Genomic DNA, 19,578 nt, shown 5'->3' with positions numbered 1-19,578 from the left:
TGAAAAAATGTGGAAGTTTATTTCAATTGATCTTTTTCGTTTCTATATCTAATTGATTTCAGGTTTTTTCAACTTTAGCTATAAAATAAGAAGGAATCAATTTGGAAAGAAGGAGATCATATGAAAGCGATTATCTTTGATTTGGACGGAACGTTGTTTCAAACAGAAAAAGTGGGGGTGCCCGCTTTTCGGGAAACGTTTGCCCAATTACGACGGGACGGGTTATATCAAGGGGAGCTTCCCACGGATGAGAAGATCCGGTCGGTATTTGGGATGACGCATGAAGAGATTTGGGAAACGTTGCTGCCTCAGTCAAGTGATGAGGTTCGCCATCTTGCTGACAAACTTATGTTGGCGAAGGAATTGGAGTTGTTTGAGAAAGGCGTGGGCCAATGTTATCCAGGTGTGGAAGAGACATTAAACCAATTGGTTGCCCAAGGGTGGACCTTGTTTATCGCGAGTAACGGCGTTGGCCCTTATGTGCGCGGAGCTTTAAGTTCTAAAGGATTAATTTCTTTATTTAAGGGAATTTATACAGCAGGAGACTATGAAACGGAAACAAAAGTGGACCTAGTTCGAATTTGCAAAGAAACCCATGGAATTACACATGGATTTATGGTGGGTGACCGAAGCTCTGATGTTCGCGCCGGCAAAGAGAACGGCTTGACGGTCATCGGTTGCCGGTACGCGGATTTTCCCCAGTTTGGAAAGGAAGACGAGTTGCAAAGTGCCGACCATACCGTGTCAACATTTCCTGAACTCCTGACCATTGTCAACGGCAATCAATGAAGTCCAGGCTGACAAGCTCTTGCTTTCTGCCACAACCGATCACGGCAACGCGGTTTGCGAGCCGGCAATAAGGATGTAAATGATCGGACTCGGATAAATGTGGAACGATACTGACGATGGCATATGCCGACCGAAATCCGGCATTTGGACCATCACAGCGAAAGAGGGGAGGGCATGCCATGGATCAATTGTGGGCAATCCCATACTTGGATATCACCTGGCGCCTGTTTTTGGCTGCACTGTTAGGGGGCATTGTCGGATGGGAACGGGAGCGGCACAATCATCCGGCGGGGTTTCGAACCCATATCTTGGTTAGTTTGGGATCCGCGCTGATTATGCTGATTTCCATCTATGGGTTTACCGATTATATGGACGAAAGTCAAGTGCGATTTGACCCTGCGCGATTAAGCGCCCAAGTGGTAAGCGGGATCGGCTTTTTGGGTGCGGGGACCATTATGCGCCACCGCGCTTCCGTGACGGGGCTCACCACTGCGGCATCACTGTGGGTTGTCTCGGGAATCGGTTTGGCTGTGGGGGCGGGCTTCATGTTTGCGGCGATTTTGACCACCGTCTTCGCCTTGGTCAGTTTGGAGTTGCTGACACGAATGGAGAAGTTCCTCATTCGAAAAAGGGAATTCTGCTTGCTTCATATTCTGGTCACAGATGAGCCGGGCAAATTGGGACAACTCACGTCACTGATTGGCGAAAAAGGCGGAAGCGTGCGCAAGGTGAATATTGAGGAAGACGAGGAATCGTCAGACATGTTAGAGATCACCTTTACGGTTCGCTTGCCGCAAAAGTTGGCCCTGACCGAGTTAATTGATGAGATGCGCAAAGTCGAAGGCGTAAAGAGCGTGCGGACAGACTGATGGGGAACTGGTCGAAACGGAAGAGGTCTGAATCTCCGGGGCAGGCTCAGCGTCCTCCCACTTCTTTGAATATGGACGGAATCGCAGTAATGAATCGGTTGATTTTGGTTCAAAATAATAAGGAAGGGTCTTGGCAATGTGCAAAATTTTATCTATAATTTAATCGTAAGGTCAAAGTTAGTCAAAGTCAGCAGGAGGTTGTCCGAATGAGTAGTATTTCGGACATTATCGAACGTTATCTCAAGAAAATCTTAAATGAGAGCGAGACGGGAGTCATTGAAGTAAAGCGAAGTGAATTGGCCGATATTTTTCAATGCGTTCCGTCGCAAATCAATTATGTCATCAGTACCCGCTTTACGGTTGAAAAAGGTTATATCGTGGAAAGCAAGAGAGGCGGCGGCGGTTATATCCGCATCCAGAAGGTCCGTTTCAAAAACAGCCGTGAAGTGTTTGAAGAGATGCTTGAGCAGATCGGTGAAGCGGTCCCGCAACTGACGGCGGAACACGTGATCGTCCGCTTGGTTGAGGAGAAGCTGATGACCAAGCGTGAAGCGATTTTGATGCAACGCTTGATTTCGCGGGAAACATTGCAGCTGCCGATTCCGTTGCGCGATCAGATGCGGGCGCGGATGATGCGCATACTGATTACAACATTATTTACAAGCAAAGGAGAGTGACGGCCGATGCTCTGTCCTGAGTGCGGAAAACGGCCGGCCACACTTCATTACACTAAGATTGTGAATGGGGAAAAAACAGAATTCCATCTGTGCGAAGTGTGTGCCCAAGAAAAAGGCGATGTCATGTCTGGGTTTGAACATGGATTCTCTTTTCATCAACTGTTATCGGGGCTGCTCAATTTCAACTCCTCTCCCCAAGAAGCATATAAACCGCAAACGTTACGCTGTAATACCTGTGGTTTGACGTATAACCAATTCAGCAAAATCGGCCGGTTTGGCTGTGGCAACTGTTACAAAACCTTTCGCGAGCGCTTGGATCCTTTGCTGCGGAGGGTGCATGGGCACTCCTCCCACCGGGGGAAGATTCCGGAACGCGCTCAAGGGGAATTGAAGTTAAAAAGGGAATTGGAACAATTGAAAGCCGAGCTGGCATCCAAAATCCAAGCGGAAGAGTTTGAAGAAGCTGCCCGCCTGCGTGACCAAATCCGTTCATTACAAGAGAAATTGGAACAATAGGGGTGAATCGCATGTCGCTTGAACATTTTATGCAAAATGCGATCAGTGAATGGATGCGCGTCAAAGGTCCGCAGTCGGATATTGTTTTCTCTAGTCGTGTGCGCATTGCCCGCAACTTGGCGGGTCTTCCGTTTCCGATGTTGAGCACCCAATCGCAAGCGGAAGAAGTGGTGCGCAGAGTGGAGGAAGCGTGGAAGAAAGAGCGATTAGCTGTTTTAAAAGATGCGGAATTGATTCGTATGTCCGATCTCACTGATCTGGAAAAGCGGGTCTTGGTTGAGAAGCATTTGATCAGTCCGATGTTGGCTGAGGAATCCCGGAATGGCGCAGTGCTTTTAAGCCAGGATGAATCAGTCAGTATCATGATCAATGAAGAAGACCATGTTAGAATCCAGGTATTGTTTCCAGGCCTTCAATTGGAGAAAGCGTGGAAATTGGCAAGTCAGATTGATGATTGGTTAGAATCTCATCTCACTTATGCATTTGAAAGTGATTACGGATATTTGACCAGTTGCCCGACCAATGTTGGCACAGGGATACGGGCATCCGTCATGGTTCATTTGCCGGCGCTGGCGATGACACAACAGTTGAACCGCCTGATTCCCGCCATCACCCAAGTGGGATTGGCTGTAAGGGGAATTTACGGCGAAGGGAGTGAAGCACTGGGACAACTTTACCAAGTTTCCAACCAAGTCACCTTGGGGCAGTCGGAAGAGGAAATTTTGGATAACCTGCAAGGAGTTGTCCGCCAGATGATCGAACATGAGCAAATAGCAAGGCGGAGACTTCAGGAGATGTCCCTGACCCAATTGGAAGACCGAGTGCATCGATCCTATGGCACCTTGGCCCATGCGCGCATCATCGATTCCAATGAGGCGATGAAACGCTTGTCCGATGTCCGTTTAGGCATTGATATGGGATTGATTGTCGGGGTATCGGCCAATGTGATGAATGAGTTGATGGTGATGACGCAGCCCGGCTTTTTGCAACAATATGCCGGCAAACGGCTCAACGCTGAGCAACGGGACATCCGACGCGCAAGGCTTATTCGGGAACGGTTGGCAATGGAGCAAACGAATGACCAACAGACTGAATAAAATGCGACACTCCGCTAGCGAAGTACAGTCTGACTCAAGTTCACAAAAGACGTTCGCTAAGAACGGGAGTGGAAACTCCGCCAGCGGAGTACAGTCGTACTAAGCTCACAAAAGACGTTCGCTAAGAACGACTAGTAAAGGCGAGGTGGATTACTATGATGTTTGGGCGATTTACGGAGCGTGCGCAGAAAGTGTTGGCGCTCGCACAGGAAGAGGCAGTTCGTTTGGGACATAACAATATCGGTACCGAACATATTTTACTGGGCTTGGTGCGCGAGGGAGAAGGCATTGCCGCCAAAGCTTTGGTTGCCCTTGGATTGGGCCTGGAGAAAATCTCCAAAGAGGTTGAAAATCTCATCGGTCGTGGCCAAAATCAACCAAGCAACATCGCCTACACCCCTCGTGCCAAAAAAGTGATTGAACTCTCGATGGATGAAGCGCGCAAGCTGGGTCATACCTATGTGGGAACGGAGCATATTCTCCTCGGCTTGATTCGTGAAGGCGAAGGAGTGGCGGCTCGGGTTCTGAACAACTTGGGTGTGAGCCTGAATAAAGCTCGCCAGCAAGTGCTGCAACTGCTGGGTTCGAGCGAAGCTTTATCCAACCATCCCGGGGCCAATAACCATGTGAATACCCCGACTTTAGATAGCTTAGCCCGTGATTTGACTTCGGCGGCCCGGGATGGCAACCTTGATCCGGTGATCGGGCGCAGCAAAGAAATCGAGCGCGTGATTCAAGTCTTGTCCCGTCGGACCAAAAACAACCCTGTGCTGATCGGGGAGCCCGGGGTCGGGAAAACCGCTGTAGCTGAAGGCTTGGCTCAACGGATCATCGATGGTGAAATTCCGGAGACATTGCGCGGGAAACGCGTCATGACCTTAGATATGGGGACTGTGGTGGCAGGAACCAAATACCGCGGCGAATTTGAGGATCGGCTGAAAAAAATCATGGATGAGATTCGCCAAGCGGGTAATATCATTCTCTTTATCGATGAACTTCACACATTGATCGGCGCCGGTGGGGCGGAAGGGGCGATCGACGCATCCAACATCCTCAAACCTGCCCTGGCCCGCGGGGAATTGCAATGCATCGGGGCGACCACTTTGGATGAATACCGCAAATATATAGAGAAAGACGCGGCCCTTGAGCGCCGTTTCCAACCGATCTTGGTAGACGAACCAAGCATTGAAGAGGCGATCTTGATCCTGCAAGGGTTGCGTGACCGCTATGAAGCGCACCATCGCGTGAAAATTACGGATGAGGCGATTGAGCAAGCGGTAAAACTGTCCGACCGCTACATCACCGATCGTTACTTGCCGGACAAAGCGATTGACTTGATTGACGAAGCGGCATCCAAAGTGCGTCTAAAATCTTATATGGTGCCGCCTGAGTTGAAAAAACTGGAACAAAACCTGGAAGAAATCAAGAAAGAAAAAGATGCGGCCGTGCAAAGCCAAGAGTTTGAAAAGGCGGCTTCGCTGAGAGATACCGAACAGAAACTGCGGGAAGAGATTGAAGTGACCCGCAACCATTGGAAACAAGATCAAGGCAAGACTGATTCGGAAGTCAATGCTGAAGATATTGCCGATGTGGTGTCCAACTGGACCGGGATCCCCGTCAAAAAGTTGGCGCAAGAGGAATCGGAACGTCTCCTCAACATGGAAGAAATCTTGCATAATCGCGTCATCGGGCAAGAAGAAGCGGTGAAGTCAGTCTCCAGAGCCATCCGCCGCGCCCGGGCCGGTCTCAAAGATCCCAAACGCCCAATCGGTTCATTTATCTTCCTCGGTCCCACGGGTGTGGGGAAAACGGAGTTGGCGCGCGCTTTGGCGGAAGCGATGTTTGGTGACGAAGATGCGATGATCCGCATCGATATGTCCGAATACATGGAGAAACACTCCACCAGCCGCTTGGTGGGTTCCCCTCCGGGCTATGTGGGATATGAAGAAGGCGGTCAATTGACGGAAAAAGTCCGTCGCAAGCCTTATTCGGTTGTCCTCTTCGATGAGGTGGAAAAAGCGCATCCGGAAGTATTCAACATCCTCCTGCAAGTGCTGGAAGATGGGCGTCTCACCGATGGGAAAGGGCGGACGGTTGATTTCCGCAACACCATCATCATCATGACCTCCAATGCGGGGGCTTCCACCATCAAGAAGAGCGCACGCCTTGGCTTTACCGTGGGGGACACGGCCAAAGATGACTATGAGCAAATGAAGCAAAATGTGATGGAAGAGCTGAAAAAATCCTTCCGTCCCGAATTCCTGAACCGGATCGATGACGTAATCGTCTTCCACCCGCTCCGGGAAGAGCATCTGGAGCAAATCGTATCGCTCATGGCGGATGAACTGAGAAAACGCCTCAAAGAGCAGGACATCAACTTCCGGCTCACCGATGCGGCGAAGAAGCACTTGGCCAAAGAAGGGTTCGACCCGACTTATGGCGCCCGTCCGCTTCGCCGCGCGATCCAGAAGCATATCGAAGACCGGCTCTCCGAAGAGTTGTTGCGCGGCAACATTGCCCGTGGCGAGTCGGTGTTGATCGATTATAGGGACGATAAGCTTGTCGTTGAAAAGGAAGAAGTGACCAAAGGGGCGGCGCAATAAGCAAAACACCACTCATCTGTTGAAGTCAGGTGAGTGGTGTTTCTGTTTATACGCCTAAGTATTTCTTCTTGTCAATGTGGTTGGAAGAACGTCGGGGAAAAGTCGACTTGTGTTCCGTTCCTTGCTGTCAGCGATGATGGAAAAGAATATAAAAGATCATGAAAAATACAAACGCCGAGGTGGTTGTCTGAGGAAAATTGACTCTATTTTAAAATGACGGATGCTAAAAAACAAATTTGTAATATGATGTTTTTGTCAAGATATTTGTTATAATGGGGAGTAAATATAATAGAAGTAAGTAGGGGACGAGCTGTGGCGAAAAAGAAGACGAAGTTTGTGTGTCAGGATTGCGGATATGAATCGGCCAAATGGATGGGCCGTTGTCCTGGATGCGGAGCATGGAACTCCATGGTGGAGGAGATGGAAAGCAAAGGGGCGCATATTCCGGGCACAGGGATAAAAATCCGTGATAAACATGAAAAAGCGACTCCAATCACTCAAGTAGAGAAGCTGGATCAGCCACGTTCCGATACGGGAATCAAAGAATTGAATCGCGTTTTGGGTGGGGGCTTGGTGCCAGGTTCTTTTATTTTGGTTGGTGGAGACCCCGGAATCGGCAAGTCGACGCTCCTCCTGCAAGCGACGCATGAATTAGCCAAGCGCGGATTGTCCATCTTATATGTATCGGGAGAAGAATCGACAGAACAGATCCGTCTTCGCGCCGAACGTCTTGGGGCGCTGAGCGATCATTTGTTGGTGGCGTCCGAGACAAACTTAACAGCGATCGAACTACTTATGGAAGAAAACAAGCCCAAATTGATGGTGATCGATTCCATCCAAACCATGTTCCACCCGGAAGTGATGTCGGCGCCTGGAAGTGTCTCGCAAGTGCGGGAATGTACCGGCACGTTGATGCGTTGGGCCAAGGACCGGGGCATGGCGATCATTATCGTAGGGCACGTGACCAAAGCGGGGGCGATAGCGGGTCCGAGAATGTTGGAGCATATGGTGGATTGTGTATTGTATTTTGAAGGCGAACGCCATCATTCCTACCGGGTGCTCAGGGCGGTTAAGAACCGCTTTGGTTCGACGAATGAAATAGGGGTATTTGAAATGAAAGAAAACGGTCTGACCGAAGTGGAAAATCCTTCCGAAATGTTTTTGTCGGGCAGGCCTGTGGGTGCCCCCGGCACCGCGGTGGCAGCCAGCATGGAAGGAACCAGACCGGTTTTGATTGAGCTGCAAGCCCTTGTCGCTCCCACCAGTTTTGCCACTCCAAAACGAATGGCAACGGGAGTCGATCACAACCGCGTCACCATGATCATGGCCGTATTGGAGAAACGCCTTGGTTTCTTTATGCAAAATCAAGATGCCTATATCAACGTAGTTGGCGGTGTGCGGTTGGATGAACCGGCGGTCGATTTAGCCATGGCGATCAGCCTGGCCTCCAGCTTTCGTGATGTCTCCACTTCCGCGCATGATTTGTTCATTGGTGAAGTGGGATTGACGGGGGAAGTCAGGGGAGTGTCGCGCATTGAGCAACGAGTGGCGGAAGCGGCAAATATGGGTTTTCGGCGTGTGGTTATTCCGGAAAAGAATCGGCGTGGATGGACACCGCCGAAAGGGGTGGAGCTGATCGGGGTGGAAACGTTAGAAGAAGCATTGCGTGTGGCGTTGGGGGGGTAACGAGTGAAAGAAGAGCAAAGAGAAAAGGTATCCAGTGAGATATTGCGCTTAATCGCTCCGGGCACCACATTGCGAGAAGGATTGGACAATGTGTTGGGTGCCAAAACGGGCGCATTGATTGTGATCGGGTATGACGACAGCGTCCGTGAAATTGTGGATGGCGGATTTCATATTGATTGTCCATTTACTCCGGCGTATCTGTATGAGCTTGCCAAAATGGATGGGGCTATTATTCTCAGCAATGATGGCAAACGCATTTTATACGCCAACGCCCAATTGGTGCCCAGTTCCGATATTCCTTCAACCGAGACGGGAATCCGTCACCGGACGGCGCAAAGAACGGCGAAACAAACAGGGAAATTGGTTGTGTCCATTTCCCAGCGCAGGAATATTATTACATTGTATAAGGGGAGTTTTCGCTACGCATTGAAAGATATCGGCGTGATCTTGACGAAAGCGAATCAAGCGATTCAGACACTGGAAAAGTACAAGTCGGTTCTGGATCAAACAACAACCAATTTGACCGCGTTGGAATTTGAAGAATTGGTTACCCTAAGTGAAGTGGCACTTGTTTTGCAGAGGGTGGAAATGGTGTTGCGCATCAAGCGCGAGATTGAGACGTATATTCATGAGCTGGGGACGGAAGGGCGCCTCATAAGCATGCAATTGGAAGAACTCGTATCCGATGTGGAAGAAGAAGCGGAGCTTTTGATCAGGGATTATGGCCCGCATGCTGAAGTGAATCCACAGACGGTCTTTCATGAATTGAAAAAGCTGTCCGCCGATGAGTTATTGGAGCATACCCATTTGGTGAGAATGCTGGGGTATATGGGCAATGTCAATATCCAGGAAGAGTCTGTTTCACCAAGGGGATATCGCATCCTGAACAAAATTCCGCGACTGCCTTCCAACATCATTTACAAGTTGATCTCACGGTTTGAAAACTTGTCACGAATTATGATGGCGACGATTGACGAGCTGGATGAAGTGGAAGGAATCGGCGATGTCCGGGCACGCACGATTAAAGAAGGGTTAAAGCGGATTCAGGAGCAGGTGTTTATTGACAGACATATCTAAATAACCTAGAATGTAACCACTAAAGCAAATTGAACGAAAATAGGGAAGTGGGATGGGACCATAGCCACCCGTGTTCACTTGTTAGGAGGTTCCCTTATGTTTGCGAAAGCGTTGCCTAGTTGTTTTACCGTTGGCAACTTGTTTCTCGGTGTGATTTCGATCATCTTAGCCATTCAGCATTCATGGCAGTATGCAGCCATTATGGTGATTATCGGTATGTTGTTGGATGGATTGGACGGACGAGTTGCCCGGATGCTTAATACGCAGAGCGAGTTTGGTAAAGAATTGGACTCATTATCGGATGTTATTTCTTTTGGTGTGGCGCCTGCGATCATTATGTACGGGACGACCTTAAATGAAATGGGCCCGCTTGGCTGGTTGGTTACAGCGATTTTTCCGATTTGTGGCGCGCTCCGGCTGGCCCGTTTTAATGTCAATCCGGGTGAACCGGGATATTTCATCGGATTGCCGATTACGGCGGCTGGTGGGATTTTGGCGACGATGGCCTTATACAGTGACATGTTGCCAAATAATGTGGCACTGATGATTGCGATGCTTTTTCTATCTTATCTCATGATCAGTCAAGTGAAGTACCCGACATTTAAAAAGGTTGGAATACCGAAGTCCGCGTTTTGGTTGGCACCTTTGTTTTTGATTATGATTGCCGTGGCCGCTTTCCGTTTTCCGCATGAGTTACCTAAAGTGATGTTTATCCCATTGGCGTTATATGCGTTATACGGGGTGAAAAAGTCATTGGAGCTGAAGCGAAAGGAAAATGAGGAGCCGGCGGAAGAATATAAATGACACAACAAACAACCCTGTTGACCAAGCAGGGTTGTTTGTTTACCGCCAGACTGGAACGGAAAGGGATGATATGGAAAGCCCGTTGTTTGGAACAAGCGTTTCGCATGCTGGAATGTTGGATGGATGCGCGGGTTAACGGAGGTGGAAGACCCCGAGTGTGGACAGGTGATCCGATTCTTGTTTGAGCACATCGGGAATGGAGATTTGAAGGAGGTTGCATAGAGCGGCCACATAAAAGAGGTTTTTGCCCAGTTCGCTTTTAACAACATCAAGACAGTGATCACATAGTTTTCCGGACAAGTGGGTTTGCAGGCGATCTTGCCATTCCGATGCGGAGAGGTCATCGGGAAAAGCTTGGCGGCAAGCGTTCACTTCAATACAGCCACATTCTGTTACCGATTTCATCAAAGCGCGAACCACGCGCGCGTTGGATTCCTGCAATTTGGATGTGACATCTAAAAAACTGCGGTGCCTTAATAAAAGATCGGCTACCTGTTCTTGGAAAGAATGAAGATGGTCTTCACTCATCACTTTCACCTCATTCTGAAATTGGTGAAACTAAAATCACGGGCTATATCAGTTTTATTATATCGATCATTCTATAATCGTGTCAATTTTCGCGCTAGATAGCCAATAACTTTAGCTAAAAAGATCTATTGACGTATAATGTTCGCATATGCTAATATATAGTTTTTTATTTTATTGACTGAGCTGTAATTTTGTGATATCTTGGAAATAGATATTGCCCTCTGGAGGTGGGTATTTTGTTCAATATTGGCGATAAAGTGGTTTATCCGATGCATGGTGCGGGTATCATCGAGTCAATAGAAGAAAAGGAGATCCTGGGTGAACGGAAGAAGTACTATGTCATGCGGATGCCCATTGGGGATATGAAAGTGATGGTTCCCATGCATAATGTCCAAAGCATCGGACTACGAGAAGTGGTCGATGAAGATACGGTAAACGAAGTGCTGGATCGCATGAGAAGCCAAGAGATCAAAGACACATCCAATTGGAACCGTCGCTATCGAGCCAATTTGGACAAAATGAAAAGTGGTGATATCTATGAAGTGGCGGATGTTGTGCATTCACTTATGTTAAGGGATGCGGAAAAAGGGTTGTCCACAGGTGAACGCAAAATGTTGGATAACGCGAAGCAGATCTTGATTAGCGAGCTAGCGTTGGCACGGGATCTGAACGAAGATCAAGCATTTGAACTAATTGATGGAATTTTAGCGAAAGAGATCTAATTTTACTTTTTATTGTCGTGTTTACAAAAAGGTCATAAGAAATTGTGTTTGCCCAGGTTTTCATTTCCGCAGAATGTCTATAATGGATAGTAGGGGACCTTAGTTTTGGGAGGAGGTGAAGCCCCGTGTTAAAACGTTTTGTGCAACTCGCTTTGACTTTGATCGGAGCATCCGTAGGCTATTATTATGGGGAAAGATTTTTCGGGTTGCTTCAAAAATCTCCTCTGAATTTCGGTGAAGTTCCGGCCCCACATTATATTGGAGCTGTCCTTGGTGCAGTGGCGCTATTCATCTCTACGTTTTGGATTTCTGATAATGTGGTGAAGTGGATCCGCTGGAGCGAAGAGAGACTGATCAAGATCCCGGCGGTGGATGGGATCTTTGGATTGTTGGGATTGATATGCGGTTTGATTGTAGCTGTATTGATTCAAATGCCACTAACACAATTGCCGATTCCGGTAATCAATCGGATATTACCGTTTATCATCTCTGGGTTGTTCGGCTATCTCGGATTCAGAGTGGGATATAAAAAGCGTGATGAACTTATCTCTATTTTAACTTTGGGGCGTCAAAATAGGGAAGGACGCAACAAAAAGGAAGAGAAGCACTTTTTTGAACACAAAATCTTGGATACCAGCGTGATTATTGATGGACGGATCGCTGACATCTGTCGCACCGGGTTTTTGGAAGGGACGCTGGTCATCCCAAGCTTTGTCCTGGAAGAGCTGCAGCATATCGCCGACTCCTCTGATGTGCTGAAACGAAACCGCGGGCGCCGCGGGCTGGATATTCTCAACAAAATCCAGAAAGAATTAGATGTGAAAGTCTTGATCTACGAAGGGGACTTTGAAGAGGTGCAAGAGGTTGACAGCAAGTTGGTCAAATTGGCCAAAGTGCTTTCCGGTAAAGTGGTCACAAATGATTTCAACTTGAACAAAGTGTGTGAGCTGCAAGGGGTCAGCGTGCTCAACATCAATGACCTGGCCAATGCCGTGAAGCCGGTCGTCTTGCCTGGTGAGGAGATCAACGTTCAAGTGATCAAAGATGGCAAAGAGCATGGGCAGGGTGTGGCTTATCTCGATGATGGCACCATGATCGTGATCGAAGGTGGGCGTGAGTATATTGGTGAGCGCATTGATGTGTTGGTTACCAGTGTGTTGCAAACATCCGCCGGTCGCATGATCTTTGCCAAACCGAAACTATTGGAGCGTGCGTTATAAGTTTGGATGATGGCTATTTGATGCTTTCTCTCGTCGAAAGGCATGATAGCGAACTGAAGGCATCCAATGATGAAGAAGGGGACCACTCCGCGGTCACTTGGCGGATTGCCCCCTTTTCTTCGTGAAACAGGATTGCTAGCGGCCCGTGATTCGTTTATCCTAAACCGAAGACGGGCATTTGTGTGTCTGAAAGGAGATAGTCTCTTGAGTGTTGGTGTAGTGATTCCTGCAGCGGGCCAAGGCAAGCGGATGGGCACGAAGGAAAGCAAACAATTTTTGTCTTTTCAGGATCGGCCCATCCTTATCCATACGCTACATATTTTTGAGACCCACCCGGAAGTGGATGAGATCGTCATCGCCGTAAGAGAAGACGAGATCGGCCGTGTGCGTCAGATGGTAGCCGAAGCGGGGCTGAAGAAGGTGACCCATGTCGTCACGGGGGGACAGGAGCGCCAAGACAGCGTGTACTCCGGCCTGCAAGTTCTGTCGAGCGAGTGGGTATTGGTTCATGATGCGGTGCGTCCTTTCGTCAGCCATGAGGCGATCACCCGTTTGTTGACCGATGTGAAGATGCATGGAGCGGCCATTTTGGCGGTTCCGGTTAAGGATACAGTCAAAATGGTGGACGCCGCGGGGATCGTGGAGAGCACACCTGACCGAAAACGGTTATGGGCTGTACAAACACCGCAAGCTTTTCGCGCGGACATGCTGATGGAAGCGCATGAGCAGGGGCGAAAAATAGGCGCCATGGTGACGGATGATGCCATGTTGGTAGAGGAACTGGGGATCGATGTGCGGGTCGTTGAAGGGGAATATACCAATATTAAACTGACCACGCCCGATGACTTGGTATTGGCTGAAGCGATATATCAAATGAGGAGTAAGAGGTTATGATTCGCGTAGGACAAGGATTTGATGTGCATCAGTTGGGGGAAAACGTTCCGCTCATTATCGGCGGAGTGCAGATTCCGTATGAGAAAGGCTTGATCGGGCATTCCGACGCGGACGTGTTGTTGCATGCGATTACGGATGCGGTCTTAGGGGCGGTGGCGTTGGGGGATATCGGCAAACATTTTCCTGATACCGACCCCGCTTACAAAGGGGCGGACAGTGCCAAATTATTAGAGGCCGTTTGGCGTTTGGTGAAAGAAAAAGGATATGGTTTGGGAAATGTCGATGCGACCATTATTGCGCAAAAGCCGAAAATGGCTCCGCATATCCCGGCGATGCAGGAGCGGATTGCGTCTTTGCTGGAAGCTGATCCCGAGCGCGTCAACGTGAAAGCGACCACGACGGAACAGCTTGGTTTCACGGGGAGAGGCGAAGGGATTGCCGCCATGGCCGTGGTTTGTTTGGTCAAAAACGCATAAACCTGCATATCATGCTTAAGCAAAGGAGTAAGAGATGATGAAGATACGTACACGATACGCTCCAAGTCCAACGGGGCATTTGCATATCGGCGGTGCGCGGACGGCCTTGTTCAGTTATCTGCACGCCAAAAAACAGGGTGGCGATTTTATTGTCCGCATCGAGGATACGGATACGGAACGCAATGTGCCAGGAGCAGACATAAAGCAAATGAATATGCTGAAATGGCTCGGGATCGATTGGGATGAGTCGGTCGATGTGGGGGGGGCCTACGGACCTTACCGTTCAATGGAACGGACGGATATTTACAACCAATACATCGACCAATTGTTGGCTGAAGGGAAAGCGTACTTGAGCTATGCCACCCAAGAGGAAATCGATAAAGAGCGGGAAGAGCAACTGGCGCGTGGCCAAGCGCCCAAATATAGCGGATGGGACCGTGACTTGACCCCGGAACAACGTGCGCGGTTCGAAGCGGAAGGACGTGTGCCAAGCGTTCGATTCCGTGTGCCGGAAGGCCAAGTGATCGAAATCGACGATGCGATTCGCGGCAAAGTGAGGTTTGAAACGGATGGCATTGGTGATTTTGTCATTCGTCGTCCTGACGGTCGTCCCATGTATAACTTTGCAGTCGTCGTCGATGATGCCTTGATGAAAATCACCCATGTGATCCGTGGGGAGGAGCATCTCTCCAATACGCCGAAACAAGTCTTGATCTATCAGGCGCTCGGCTTCGAAACACCCCAATTTGCCCATATTCCGCTTATCTTGAATGCGGAAGGCAAAAAGATGAGCAAGCGGGATGAATCCATCATCCAATTTATTGATCAGTACAAAGAGCTGGGTTACTTGCCAGAGGCGATTGTCAACTTCATCTCTTTGCTTGGTTGGTCGCCTGAAGGGGAAGAGGAAATCTTCTCCAAAGAAGAACTGATCGATCGATTCTCACTGGAGCGGGTATCCAAAGCGCCGGCGATTTTCGATACGGGTAAATTGAAATGGATGAATGGGCAATATATTAAAAAGGCTCCACTGGAGCGAATCGTTGAATTGGCCCTTCCATACTTGGAGCAAGCCGGGCGCATTGCGCTTCCCCTCTCCGAACAGCAGCGAGCTTGGGTAACCCGGGTGGTGGCCCTTTACCAAGAGCAACTGGAGTATGTGGCTCAAATCGTGGAACTGACCGATCTGTTCTTCCAAGAAGAATATAAGGTAACGGATGAAGCGAAAGAAGTGCTTGCGGAAGCGCATGTGCCGCAAGTGTTGGAAGCTTTCCTGAATCAGTTGGCCTCTTTGGAAACATTGGAAGCGGATGAGTTGAAAGGCATTTTCAAGCAGGTGCAAAAAGAGACGGGCTATAAAGGCAAACAACTGTTTATGCCTGTGCGTGCCGCCGTCACCGGTGTCGTGCATGGTCCGGACTTGCGTGAATCGTTGGCGCTCATTGGACTGGAAAAAGTTAAAAGCCGTGTCCAACAACAGATTGACAACGCCTGATGTCGTCGGGGAAAATAAGGTTAAATGTCAAAGGTGATGAGTGGGAAAAGTAGGAAACGGACTGGATGCCAGAGAGGGGCTGGTTGGTGTGAAGCTCTATCCGGGCGATTTCTGAAATGCACCCACGAGCTGACCTCCGAAAGGGCGGTTCCGCCCCCATGTAGGAGTGTTCCGGTACCCGCCGTTATAGGGTGAAGGGGAATTCAGATTGGATTGAATTCAAGCAGAGTGGAACCGCGGGCACAACCGTCTCTGCAGCATTGTTGCTGCGGAGACGTTTTTATTTTTAGCACTTGGGAGGGGAACAGGTGATGTCGTTGTTTAGCCGTATAGCGGAAATGCGTAGAGTGTTGCAAGCGGATATCCAGGCGGTATTTGATCGTGACCCGGCAGCGAGAAGTACGTGGGAAGTGATAATCACATATTCAGGACTTCATGCCATTTGGGCGCATCGACTGGCACATTGGTTTTTCAAACGAAGGCTCTTTTTTTTCGCTCGTGTCATTTCTCAGGTTAGCCGGTTCTTTACGGGGATCGAAATCCATCCTGGCGCCAAGATAGGGCGTGGTGTTTTTATCGACCATGGGATGGGTGTTGTGATCGGAGAAACTTGTGAGATTGGTGATTATGTGACCATCTATCAGGGAGTGACCTTGGGCGGGACGGGAAAGGAAAAAGGAAAACGGCATCCAACGATCGAGGATCATGTGCTGATTGCTTCGGGTGCGAAAGTGTTGGGATCGATTCGGGTCGGCCGGTTTGCCAAAGTGGGTGCCGGTTCTGTGGTGTTGCGCGATGTTCCGCCCAATTCAACCGTGGTTGGAGTGCCCGGGCGAGTTGTGATACAAGATGGGATTCGGGTGCAAAATGATCTTGACCAGGTCAATCTGCCCGACCCGATCGCCGAGCTCTGCCGTTCCATGCAAGCGGAGATCCAGGCCCTGAAAGAAGAGGTAGCGAAGTTGAAACAAGGACAACGAGATGAATCATCTGCTCGTGACGAGCAAGGAGGAAATAAAGAAAATGACCATCCGGCTTTACAATACACTGACCAAGAGTAAAGAGGAATTAAAGACGGTTCATGAGGGCGAAGTGAGGATGTATGTTTGTGGCCCGACGGTATACAATTACATTCACATCGGGAATGCGCGCGTGTTTGTCTTCTTTGATGTGGTGCGCCGCTATTTGCGGCAGGTGGGTTATAAAGTGACTTATGTGCAAAACTTCACCGATGTGGATGACCGTCTTATCAACGCATCCAAAGAGACGGGACTGCCTGTGCCGGAGATCGCTGAACGGTATATCGCAGCTTATTTTGCGGACATGGATGCGCTCGGTGTGGAAAGGGCCGATGTTCATCCGAGGGCGACTGAACACATTCAAGAGATGATTGATGCGATCCAAGCATTGATCGACAAAGGCTACGCGTATGTGAAAGATGGGGATGTCTATTTCCGCTCCCTGAAAAAGGAAAACTATGGGAAGCTGTCTCATCAATCCTTGGACGAATTGAAGGCTGGGGCACGGATCGACGTGAATGAGCAAAAGGAGCATCCAATGGATTTCGCGTTGTGGAAAGCGGCCAAAGAACCCGGGGAAATCAGATGGAAAACCCCATGGGGTGAAGGGCGTCCCGGCTGGCATATCGAATGCTCGGCTATGGCGCGCAAATACTTGGGGGATACTTTGGATATCCATGCGGGTGGAGCCGATTTATGCTTCCCGCACCATGAAAACGAGATTGCACAAAGCGAAGCGTGGACGGGAAAGACCTTTGTCCGGTATTGGTTGCATAATGGCTACATGAAAATGGGTAATGAAAAGATGTCGAAGTCGCTCGGAAACGTTCGCCGGGTGGTGGAGCTGCGCCAAGAATACGATCCAAAGACGTTGCGCTATTTCCTTTTGTCGACGCATTACCGCAATCCGATCGTGTTTAGCGAGGAAGTCATGCAGCAAGCGCAAGGAAGTGTGGAGCGGATCCAAACCGCGGTCACCAACTTGAAGCACCGTGCCGGAACAGCGCAAGCCGGTGAGGCTGACGAAGCGGTCTTGGCCCATTTGAAGCAGCTGACGGATGCGTTTCATGAAGCGATGAGCGATGACTTCAACACAGCCAATGCGATCAGTGTGGTCTTTGAGGCGGTGAAACTGGCTAATGAAACGGTGGCTGAGCCGGTGGTGTCACAGGGGTCCATCTCGGCGTTGCTTGATTGGTTTGAAACGTATGGGGAACATATTTTGGGCTTGGTCCAGTTGGAAGAGGAAGAAAACTTAAACGCGGAGATCGAAGCGTTGATTGCCGAACGCCAGCAAGCGAGAAAAGAACGCAACTTTGCCCGGGCGGATGAGATTCGCGACCAATTGCTTGCGCAAGGGATCGTGTTGGAAGATACTCCGCAAGGCGTAAGGTGGAAACGGAAATGAGCGCGCTGTTGTTGGGCATGACGTCTAACCTTCTCAAAGCACCGAGGGAAATCAACCCGCTATTATTGGCTTATATGGGTGATGCGATATACGAAATCTATGTACGGCATCATTTGCTGGCCAAAGGAATTGTGCGTCCGCATGAGTTGCAAAGGGAAGCGACGCGATTTGTGTCGGCTGTCGCCCAAGCGAAAGTGTACCGGGCGATTGAAGATCAACTGACGGAAGATGAAATGGATATTCTCCGGCGCGGACGCAACGCCAAGTCGGGGAATGTCCCCAAGCATGCGAGTGTGGCCGACTATCGCCATAGTACGGGATTAGAGGCGTTGGTGGGTTACCTGTACTGTTCAAAGCAAGAGACGCGCCTCCAAGAATTGATGAGACAAATACTAGAGATCGTCGAAAAGGAGTACAGCGAAAGATGAGCGATTGGATTTTAGGAAGGCATGCTGTTCTTGAGGCTCTTCGTTCAGGACGGGAAGTAGAAAAGATCCTCCTGGCAGAAGGAATCCAAAAGGGAAGCATCCAAGAAATCTTGAAAAAATGCAAAGATGAGCAGATACCCACGCAATATGTTCCCCGCGCCCGTTTGGATCAACTTTCGGAAGGGAACAATCATCAGGGTGTCATGGCCCAAGTGGCCGCTTATCGCTATGCCAGCCTGGATGACCTGTTCCGCCGGGCGGAAGAGAAAAATGAAATGCCGTTTTTTATTCTGCTGGATGGCCTGGAAGACCCGCATAACTTAGGGTCGGTTTTGCGTACGGCTGACGCGGTGGGGGCCCATGGGGTCATCATTCCCAAACGCCGCGCCGTTGGGCTTACATCCGTGGTGGCCAAAACATCGGCAGGGGCGATTGAATATGTGCCCGTTGCCAAAGTGACCAATCTCAATCGGGTGGCAGATGAGCTCAAGGACCGTGGATTATGGCTGGTCGGCAGCGATGGGGCGGCCAAAACCCTGTATACCCAAATCGATTACCAAATGCCACTGGCCCTCATCATTGGAAGTGAAGGCCAAGGAATCAGCTCTCTCCTCAAGAAGAAGTGTGATTTTCTGATCAAGTTGCCTATGCGCGGCGCTGTCACATCCCTCAATGCGTCAGTGGCGGCGGGTATCCTCATGTACGAGGTGCTGCGCGGACGAAATGCCCATGGTTAAGCGCGAAGAATGGTTGGTTGTGGATGGATACAATGTCATAGGAGCCGATCCCGAAGTGAAATGGAACCCGGCAACGCTTGAAGAGGAGAGAATCAAGCTGATTCGGGATCTGTCCGAATATCAAGCGATCACCGGACGGCAGGTCTATTTGGTGTTTGATGCGCACCAGACGCCGGGAGCCAGAGTGAAAACCAACCAGGAACAGGTGATTGTGTATTACACCCGCCGTGATGAGACGGCCGATGAGTTTATTGAGAGCTTTGTCAAAAAAAATAAAAGTCCGCACCGGGCAATCTATGTGGCGACATCGGACTACTTGGAGCAACGGATGGTGTTTGGCCAAGGGGCCTATCGCATTTCGTCACGCGAATTGTTGGAGGAAATTCGCGTGGCGAAAAAGAAATTGAACGAAAAACTGAGAAAAGAGGAGGAAGAACAAATAAGAAATACCTTAGAAGAGAGATTAAGCCATGAGTTACAGCAGATTCTTGAAAAATGGAGAAGGAAAAAATAGGTGAAAATTTGACGTTTTT

Annotated in this window: 20 protein-coding genes and 1 other annotated feature; of the genes, 19 read left to right on the top strand and 1 reads right to left on the bottom strand. The window is 49.5% G+C overall.

Going from position 1 to position 19,578, the window contains the following annotated elements; translation table 11 throughout:
- Positions 1-120: 120 nt before the first annotated feature.
- From ACFQNG_RS16605 to pssA, 9 genes are all read left to right on the top strand, one after another.
- A complete protein-coding gene (locus tag ACFQNG_RS16605; RefSeq protein WP_379866739.1) occupies positions 121-789 on the top strand; it encodes an HAD family hydrolase in 669 nt (222 codons plus the stop codon).
- Positions 790-968: 179 nt separating this feature from the next.
- Positions 969-1,658, top strand: coding sequence for an MgtC/SapB family protein (locus ACFQNG_RS16600; protein WP_379866737.1), 690 nt, complete (start codon positions 969-971; stop codon positions 1,656-1,658).
- A 206-nt stretch (positions 1,659-1,864) separates the two neighbouring features.
- Entirely contained in the window at positions 1,865-2,335 is a 471-nt protein-coding gene (locus ACFQNG_RS16595; RefSeq protein WP_379866736.1) for a CtsR family transcriptional regulator, read from the top strand.
- Between the two features lie 6 nt (positions 2,336-2,341).
- On the top strand, positions 2,342-2,851 hold the full coding sequence (locus ACFQNG_RS16590) for a UvrB/UvrC motif-containing protein (protein WP_379866735.1): 510 nt from the start codon (positions 2,342-2,344) through the stop codon (positions 2,849-2,851).
- An 11-nt stretch (positions 2,852-2,862) separates the two neighbouring features.
- On the top strand, positions 2,863-3,948 hold the full coding sequence (locus ACFQNG_RS16585) for a protein arginine kinase (RefSeq protein WP_379866734.1): 1,086 nt from the start codon (positions 2,863-2,865) through the stop codon (positions 3,946-3,948).
- A 155-nt stretch (positions 3,949-4,103) separates the two neighbouring features.
- Positions 4,104-6,551 (top strand): ATP-dependent Clp protease ATP-binding subunit, encoded by a 2,448-nt coding sequence (locus tag ACFQNG_RS16580; protein ID WP_379866732.1) that lies wholly within the window; start codon positions 4,104-4,106, stop codon positions 6,549-6,551.
- 312 nt (positions 6,552-6,863) lie between these two features.
- A complete protein-coding gene (gene radA, locus ACFQNG_RS16575) occupies positions 6,864-8,237 on the top strand; it encodes a DNA repair protein RadA (RefSeq protein WP_379866730.1) in 1,374 nt (457 codons plus the stop codon).
- Positions 8,238-8,240: 3 nt separating this feature from the next.
- On the top strand, positions 8,241-9,314 hold the full coding sequence (gene disA / locus ACFQNG_RS16570; protein WP_379866729.1) for a DNA integrity scanning diadenylate cyclase DisA: 1,074 nt from the start codon (positions 8,241-8,243) through the stop codon (positions 9,312-9,314).
- Between the two features lie 96 nt (positions 9,315-9,410).
- Positions 9,411-10,118, top strand: coding sequence for a CDP-diacylglycerol--serine O-phosphatidyltransferase (pssA, locus tag ACFQNG_RS16565; RefSeq protein WP_379866728.1), 708 nt, complete (start codon positions 9,411-9,413; stop codon positions 10,116-10,118).
- A 132-nt stretch (positions 10,119-10,250) separates the two neighbouring features.
- On the opposite strand, the gene ACFQNG_RS16560 is transcribed toward pssA, so the two are convergent.
- A complete protein-coding gene (locus ACFQNG_RS16560) occupies positions 10,251-10,646 on the bottom strand; it encodes a nucleoside triphosphate pyrophosphohydrolase family protein (protein WP_379866727.1) in 396 nt (131 codons plus the stop codon).
- A gap of 227 nt (positions 10,647-10,873) precedes the next feature.
- Here ACFQNG_RS16560 and ACFQNG_RS16555 point away from each other — a divergent pair, with 227 nt between their 5' ends.
- The 10 genes from ACFQNG_RS16555 (at position 10,874) to ACFQNG_RS16510 (ending at position 19,559) form a co-directional block, all read left to right on the top strand.
- Positions 10,874-11,368: a CarD family transcriptional regulator gene (locus tag ACFQNG_RS16555; RefSeq protein WP_379866726.1), complete on the top strand. Its 495-nt coding sequence runs from the start codon at positions 10,874-10,876 to the stop codon at positions 11,366-11,368.
- Positions 11,369-11,493: 125 nt separating this feature from the next.
- Entirely contained in the window at positions 11,494-12,588 is a 1,095-nt protein-coding gene (locus tag ACFQNG_RS16550) for a PIN/TRAM domain-containing protein (protein ID WP_379866725.1), read from the top strand.
- A gap of 204 nt (positions 12,589-12,792) precedes the next feature.
- Positions 12,793-13,482 (top strand): 2-C-methyl-D-erythritol 4-phosphate cytidylyltransferase, encoded by a 690-nt coding sequence (gene ispD, locus ACFQNG_RS16545; protein WP_379866724.1) that lies wholly within the window; start codon positions 12,793-12,795, stop codon positions 13,480-13,482.
- Positions 13,479-13,958 (top strand): 2-C-methyl-D-erythritol 2,4-cyclodiphosphate synthase, encoded by a 480-nt coding sequence (gene ispF / locus ACFQNG_RS16540; RefSeq protein ID WP_379866723.1) that lies wholly within the window; start codon positions 13,479-13,481, stop codon positions 13,956-13,958. The genes ispD and ispF overlap by 4 nt, the downstream gene beginning before the upstream one ends.
- A 34-nt stretch (positions 13,959-13,992) precedes the next feature.
- Positions 13,993-15,453 carry a glutamate--tRNA ligase gene (gltX, locus tag ACFQNG_RS16535; RefSeq protein WP_379866722.1) on the top strand — a complete coding sequence of 487 codons (1,461 nt, stop codon included), beginning with the start codon at positions 13,993-13,995 and terminating at the stop codon, positions 15,451-15,453.
- Between the two features lie 27 nt (positions 15,454-15,480).
- Positions 15,481-15,710 (top strand) — a binding site (T-box leader).
- Between the two features lie 54 nt (positions 15,711-15,764).
- Positions 15,765-16,514, top strand: a complete 750-nt coding sequence (gene cysE, locus ACFQNG_RS16530) for a serine O-acetyltransferase (protein WP_379866789.1) — start codon at positions 15,765-15,767, stop codon at positions 16,512-16,514.
- Positions 16,477-17,880 (top strand): cysteine--tRNA ligase, encoded by a 1,404-nt coding sequence (gene cysS, locus ACFQNG_RS16525; RefSeq protein WP_379866721.1) that lies wholly within the window; start codon positions 16,477-16,479, stop codon positions 17,878-17,880. The genes cysE and cysS overlap by 38 nt, the downstream gene beginning before the upstream one ends.
- Complete coding sequence (locus ACFQNG_RS16520; RefSeq protein ID WP_379866720.1) at positions 17,877-18,308, top strand: Mini-ribonuclease 3; 432 nt, start codon at positions 17,877-17,879, stop codon at positions 18,306-18,308. The genes cysS and ACFQNG_RS16520 overlap by 4 nt, the downstream gene beginning before the upstream one ends.
- Positions 18,305-19,045, top strand: coding sequence for a 23S rRNA (guanosine(2251)-2'-O)-methyltransferase RlmB (gene rlmB, locus ACFQNG_RS16515; RefSeq protein ID WP_379866719.1), 741 nt, complete (start codon positions 18,305-18,307; stop codon positions 19,043-19,045). Before ACFQNG_RS16520 ends, rlmB begins: the two co-directional genes overlap by 4 nt.
- Positions 19,038-19,559 (top strand): NYN domain-containing protein, encoded by a 522-nt coding sequence (locus ACFQNG_RS16510; protein ID WP_379866718.1) that lies wholly within the window; start codon positions 19,038-19,040, stop codon positions 19,557-19,559. The genes rlmB and ACFQNG_RS16510 overlap by 8 nt, the downstream gene beginning before the upstream one ends.
- Positions 19,560-19,578: the final 19 nt, after the last annotated feature.

It is taken from the genome of Laceyella putida, assembly GCF_042665195.1.
In the GTDB taxonomy this organism is placed as follows: Bacteria; Bacillota; Bacilli; order Thermoactinomycetales; family Thermoactinomycetaceae; genus Laceyella; species Laceyella putida.
Note: the sequence above shows the minus strand (reverse complement) of the source record. Positions and strands in the feature narration are given on the sequence as shown.

Bases quoted from the DNA above. Each gene is read 5' to 3' on its own strand.
- ACFQNG_RS16605 (WP_379866739.1), top strand. From the start codon at position 121: ATGAAAGCGATTATCTTTGATTTGGACGGAACGTTGTTTCAAACAGAA.
- ACFQNG_RS16600 (WP_379866737.1), top strand. From the start codon at position 969: ATGGATCAATTGTGGGCAATCCCATACTTGGATATCACCTGGCGCCTG.
- ACFQNG_RS16595 (WP_379866736.1), top strand. From the start codon at position 1,865: ATGAGTAGTATTTCGGACATTATCGAACGTTATCTCAAGAAAATCTTA.
- ACFQNG_RS16590 (WP_379866735.1), top strand. From the start codon at position 2,342: ATGCTCTGTCCTGAGTGCGGAAAACGGCCGGCCACACTTCATTACACT.
- ACFQNG_RS16585 (WP_379866734.1), top strand. From the start codon at position 2,863: ATGTCGCTTGAACATTTTATGCAAAATGCGATCAGTGAATGGATGCGC.
- ACFQNG_RS16580 (WP_379866732.1), top strand. From the start codon at position 4,104: ATGATGTTTGGGCGATTTACGGAGCGTGCGCAGAAAGTGTTGGCGCTC.
- pssA (WP_379866728.1), top strand. From the start codon at position 9,411: ATGTTTGCGAAAGCGTTGCCTAGTTGTTTTACCGTTGGCAACTTGTTT.
- ACFQNG_RS16560 (WP_379866727.1), bottom strand. From the start codon at position 10,646: ATGAGTGAAGACCATCTTCATTCTTTCCAAGAACAGGTAGCCGATCTT.
- ispF (WP_379866723.1), top strand. From the start codon at position 13,479: ATGATTCGCGTAGGACAAGGATTTGATGTGCATCAGTTGGGGGAAAAC.
- gltX (WP_379866722.1), top strand. From the start codon at position 13,993: ATGATGAAGATACGTACACGATACGCTCCAAGTCCAACGGGGCATTTG.
- cysE (WP_379866789.1), top strand. From the start codon at position 15,765: ATGTCGTTGTTTAGCCGTATAGCGGAAATGCGTAGAGTGTTGCAAGCG.
- cysS (WP_379866721.1), top strand. From the start codon at position 16,477: ATGACCATCCGGCTTTACAATACACTGACCAAGAGTAAAGAGGAATTA.
- ACFQNG_RS16520 (WP_379866720.1), top strand. From the start codon at position 17,877: ATGAGCGCGCTGTTGTTGGGCATGACGTCTAACCTTCTCAAAGCACCG.
- rlmB (WP_379866719.1), top strand. From the start codon at position 18,305: ATGAGCGATTGGATTTTAGGAAGGCATGCTGTTCTTGAGGCTCTTCGT.
- ACFQNG_RS16510 (WP_379866718.1), top strand. From the start codon at position 19,038: ATGGTTAAGCGCGAAGAATGGTTGGTTGTGGATGGATACAATGTCATA.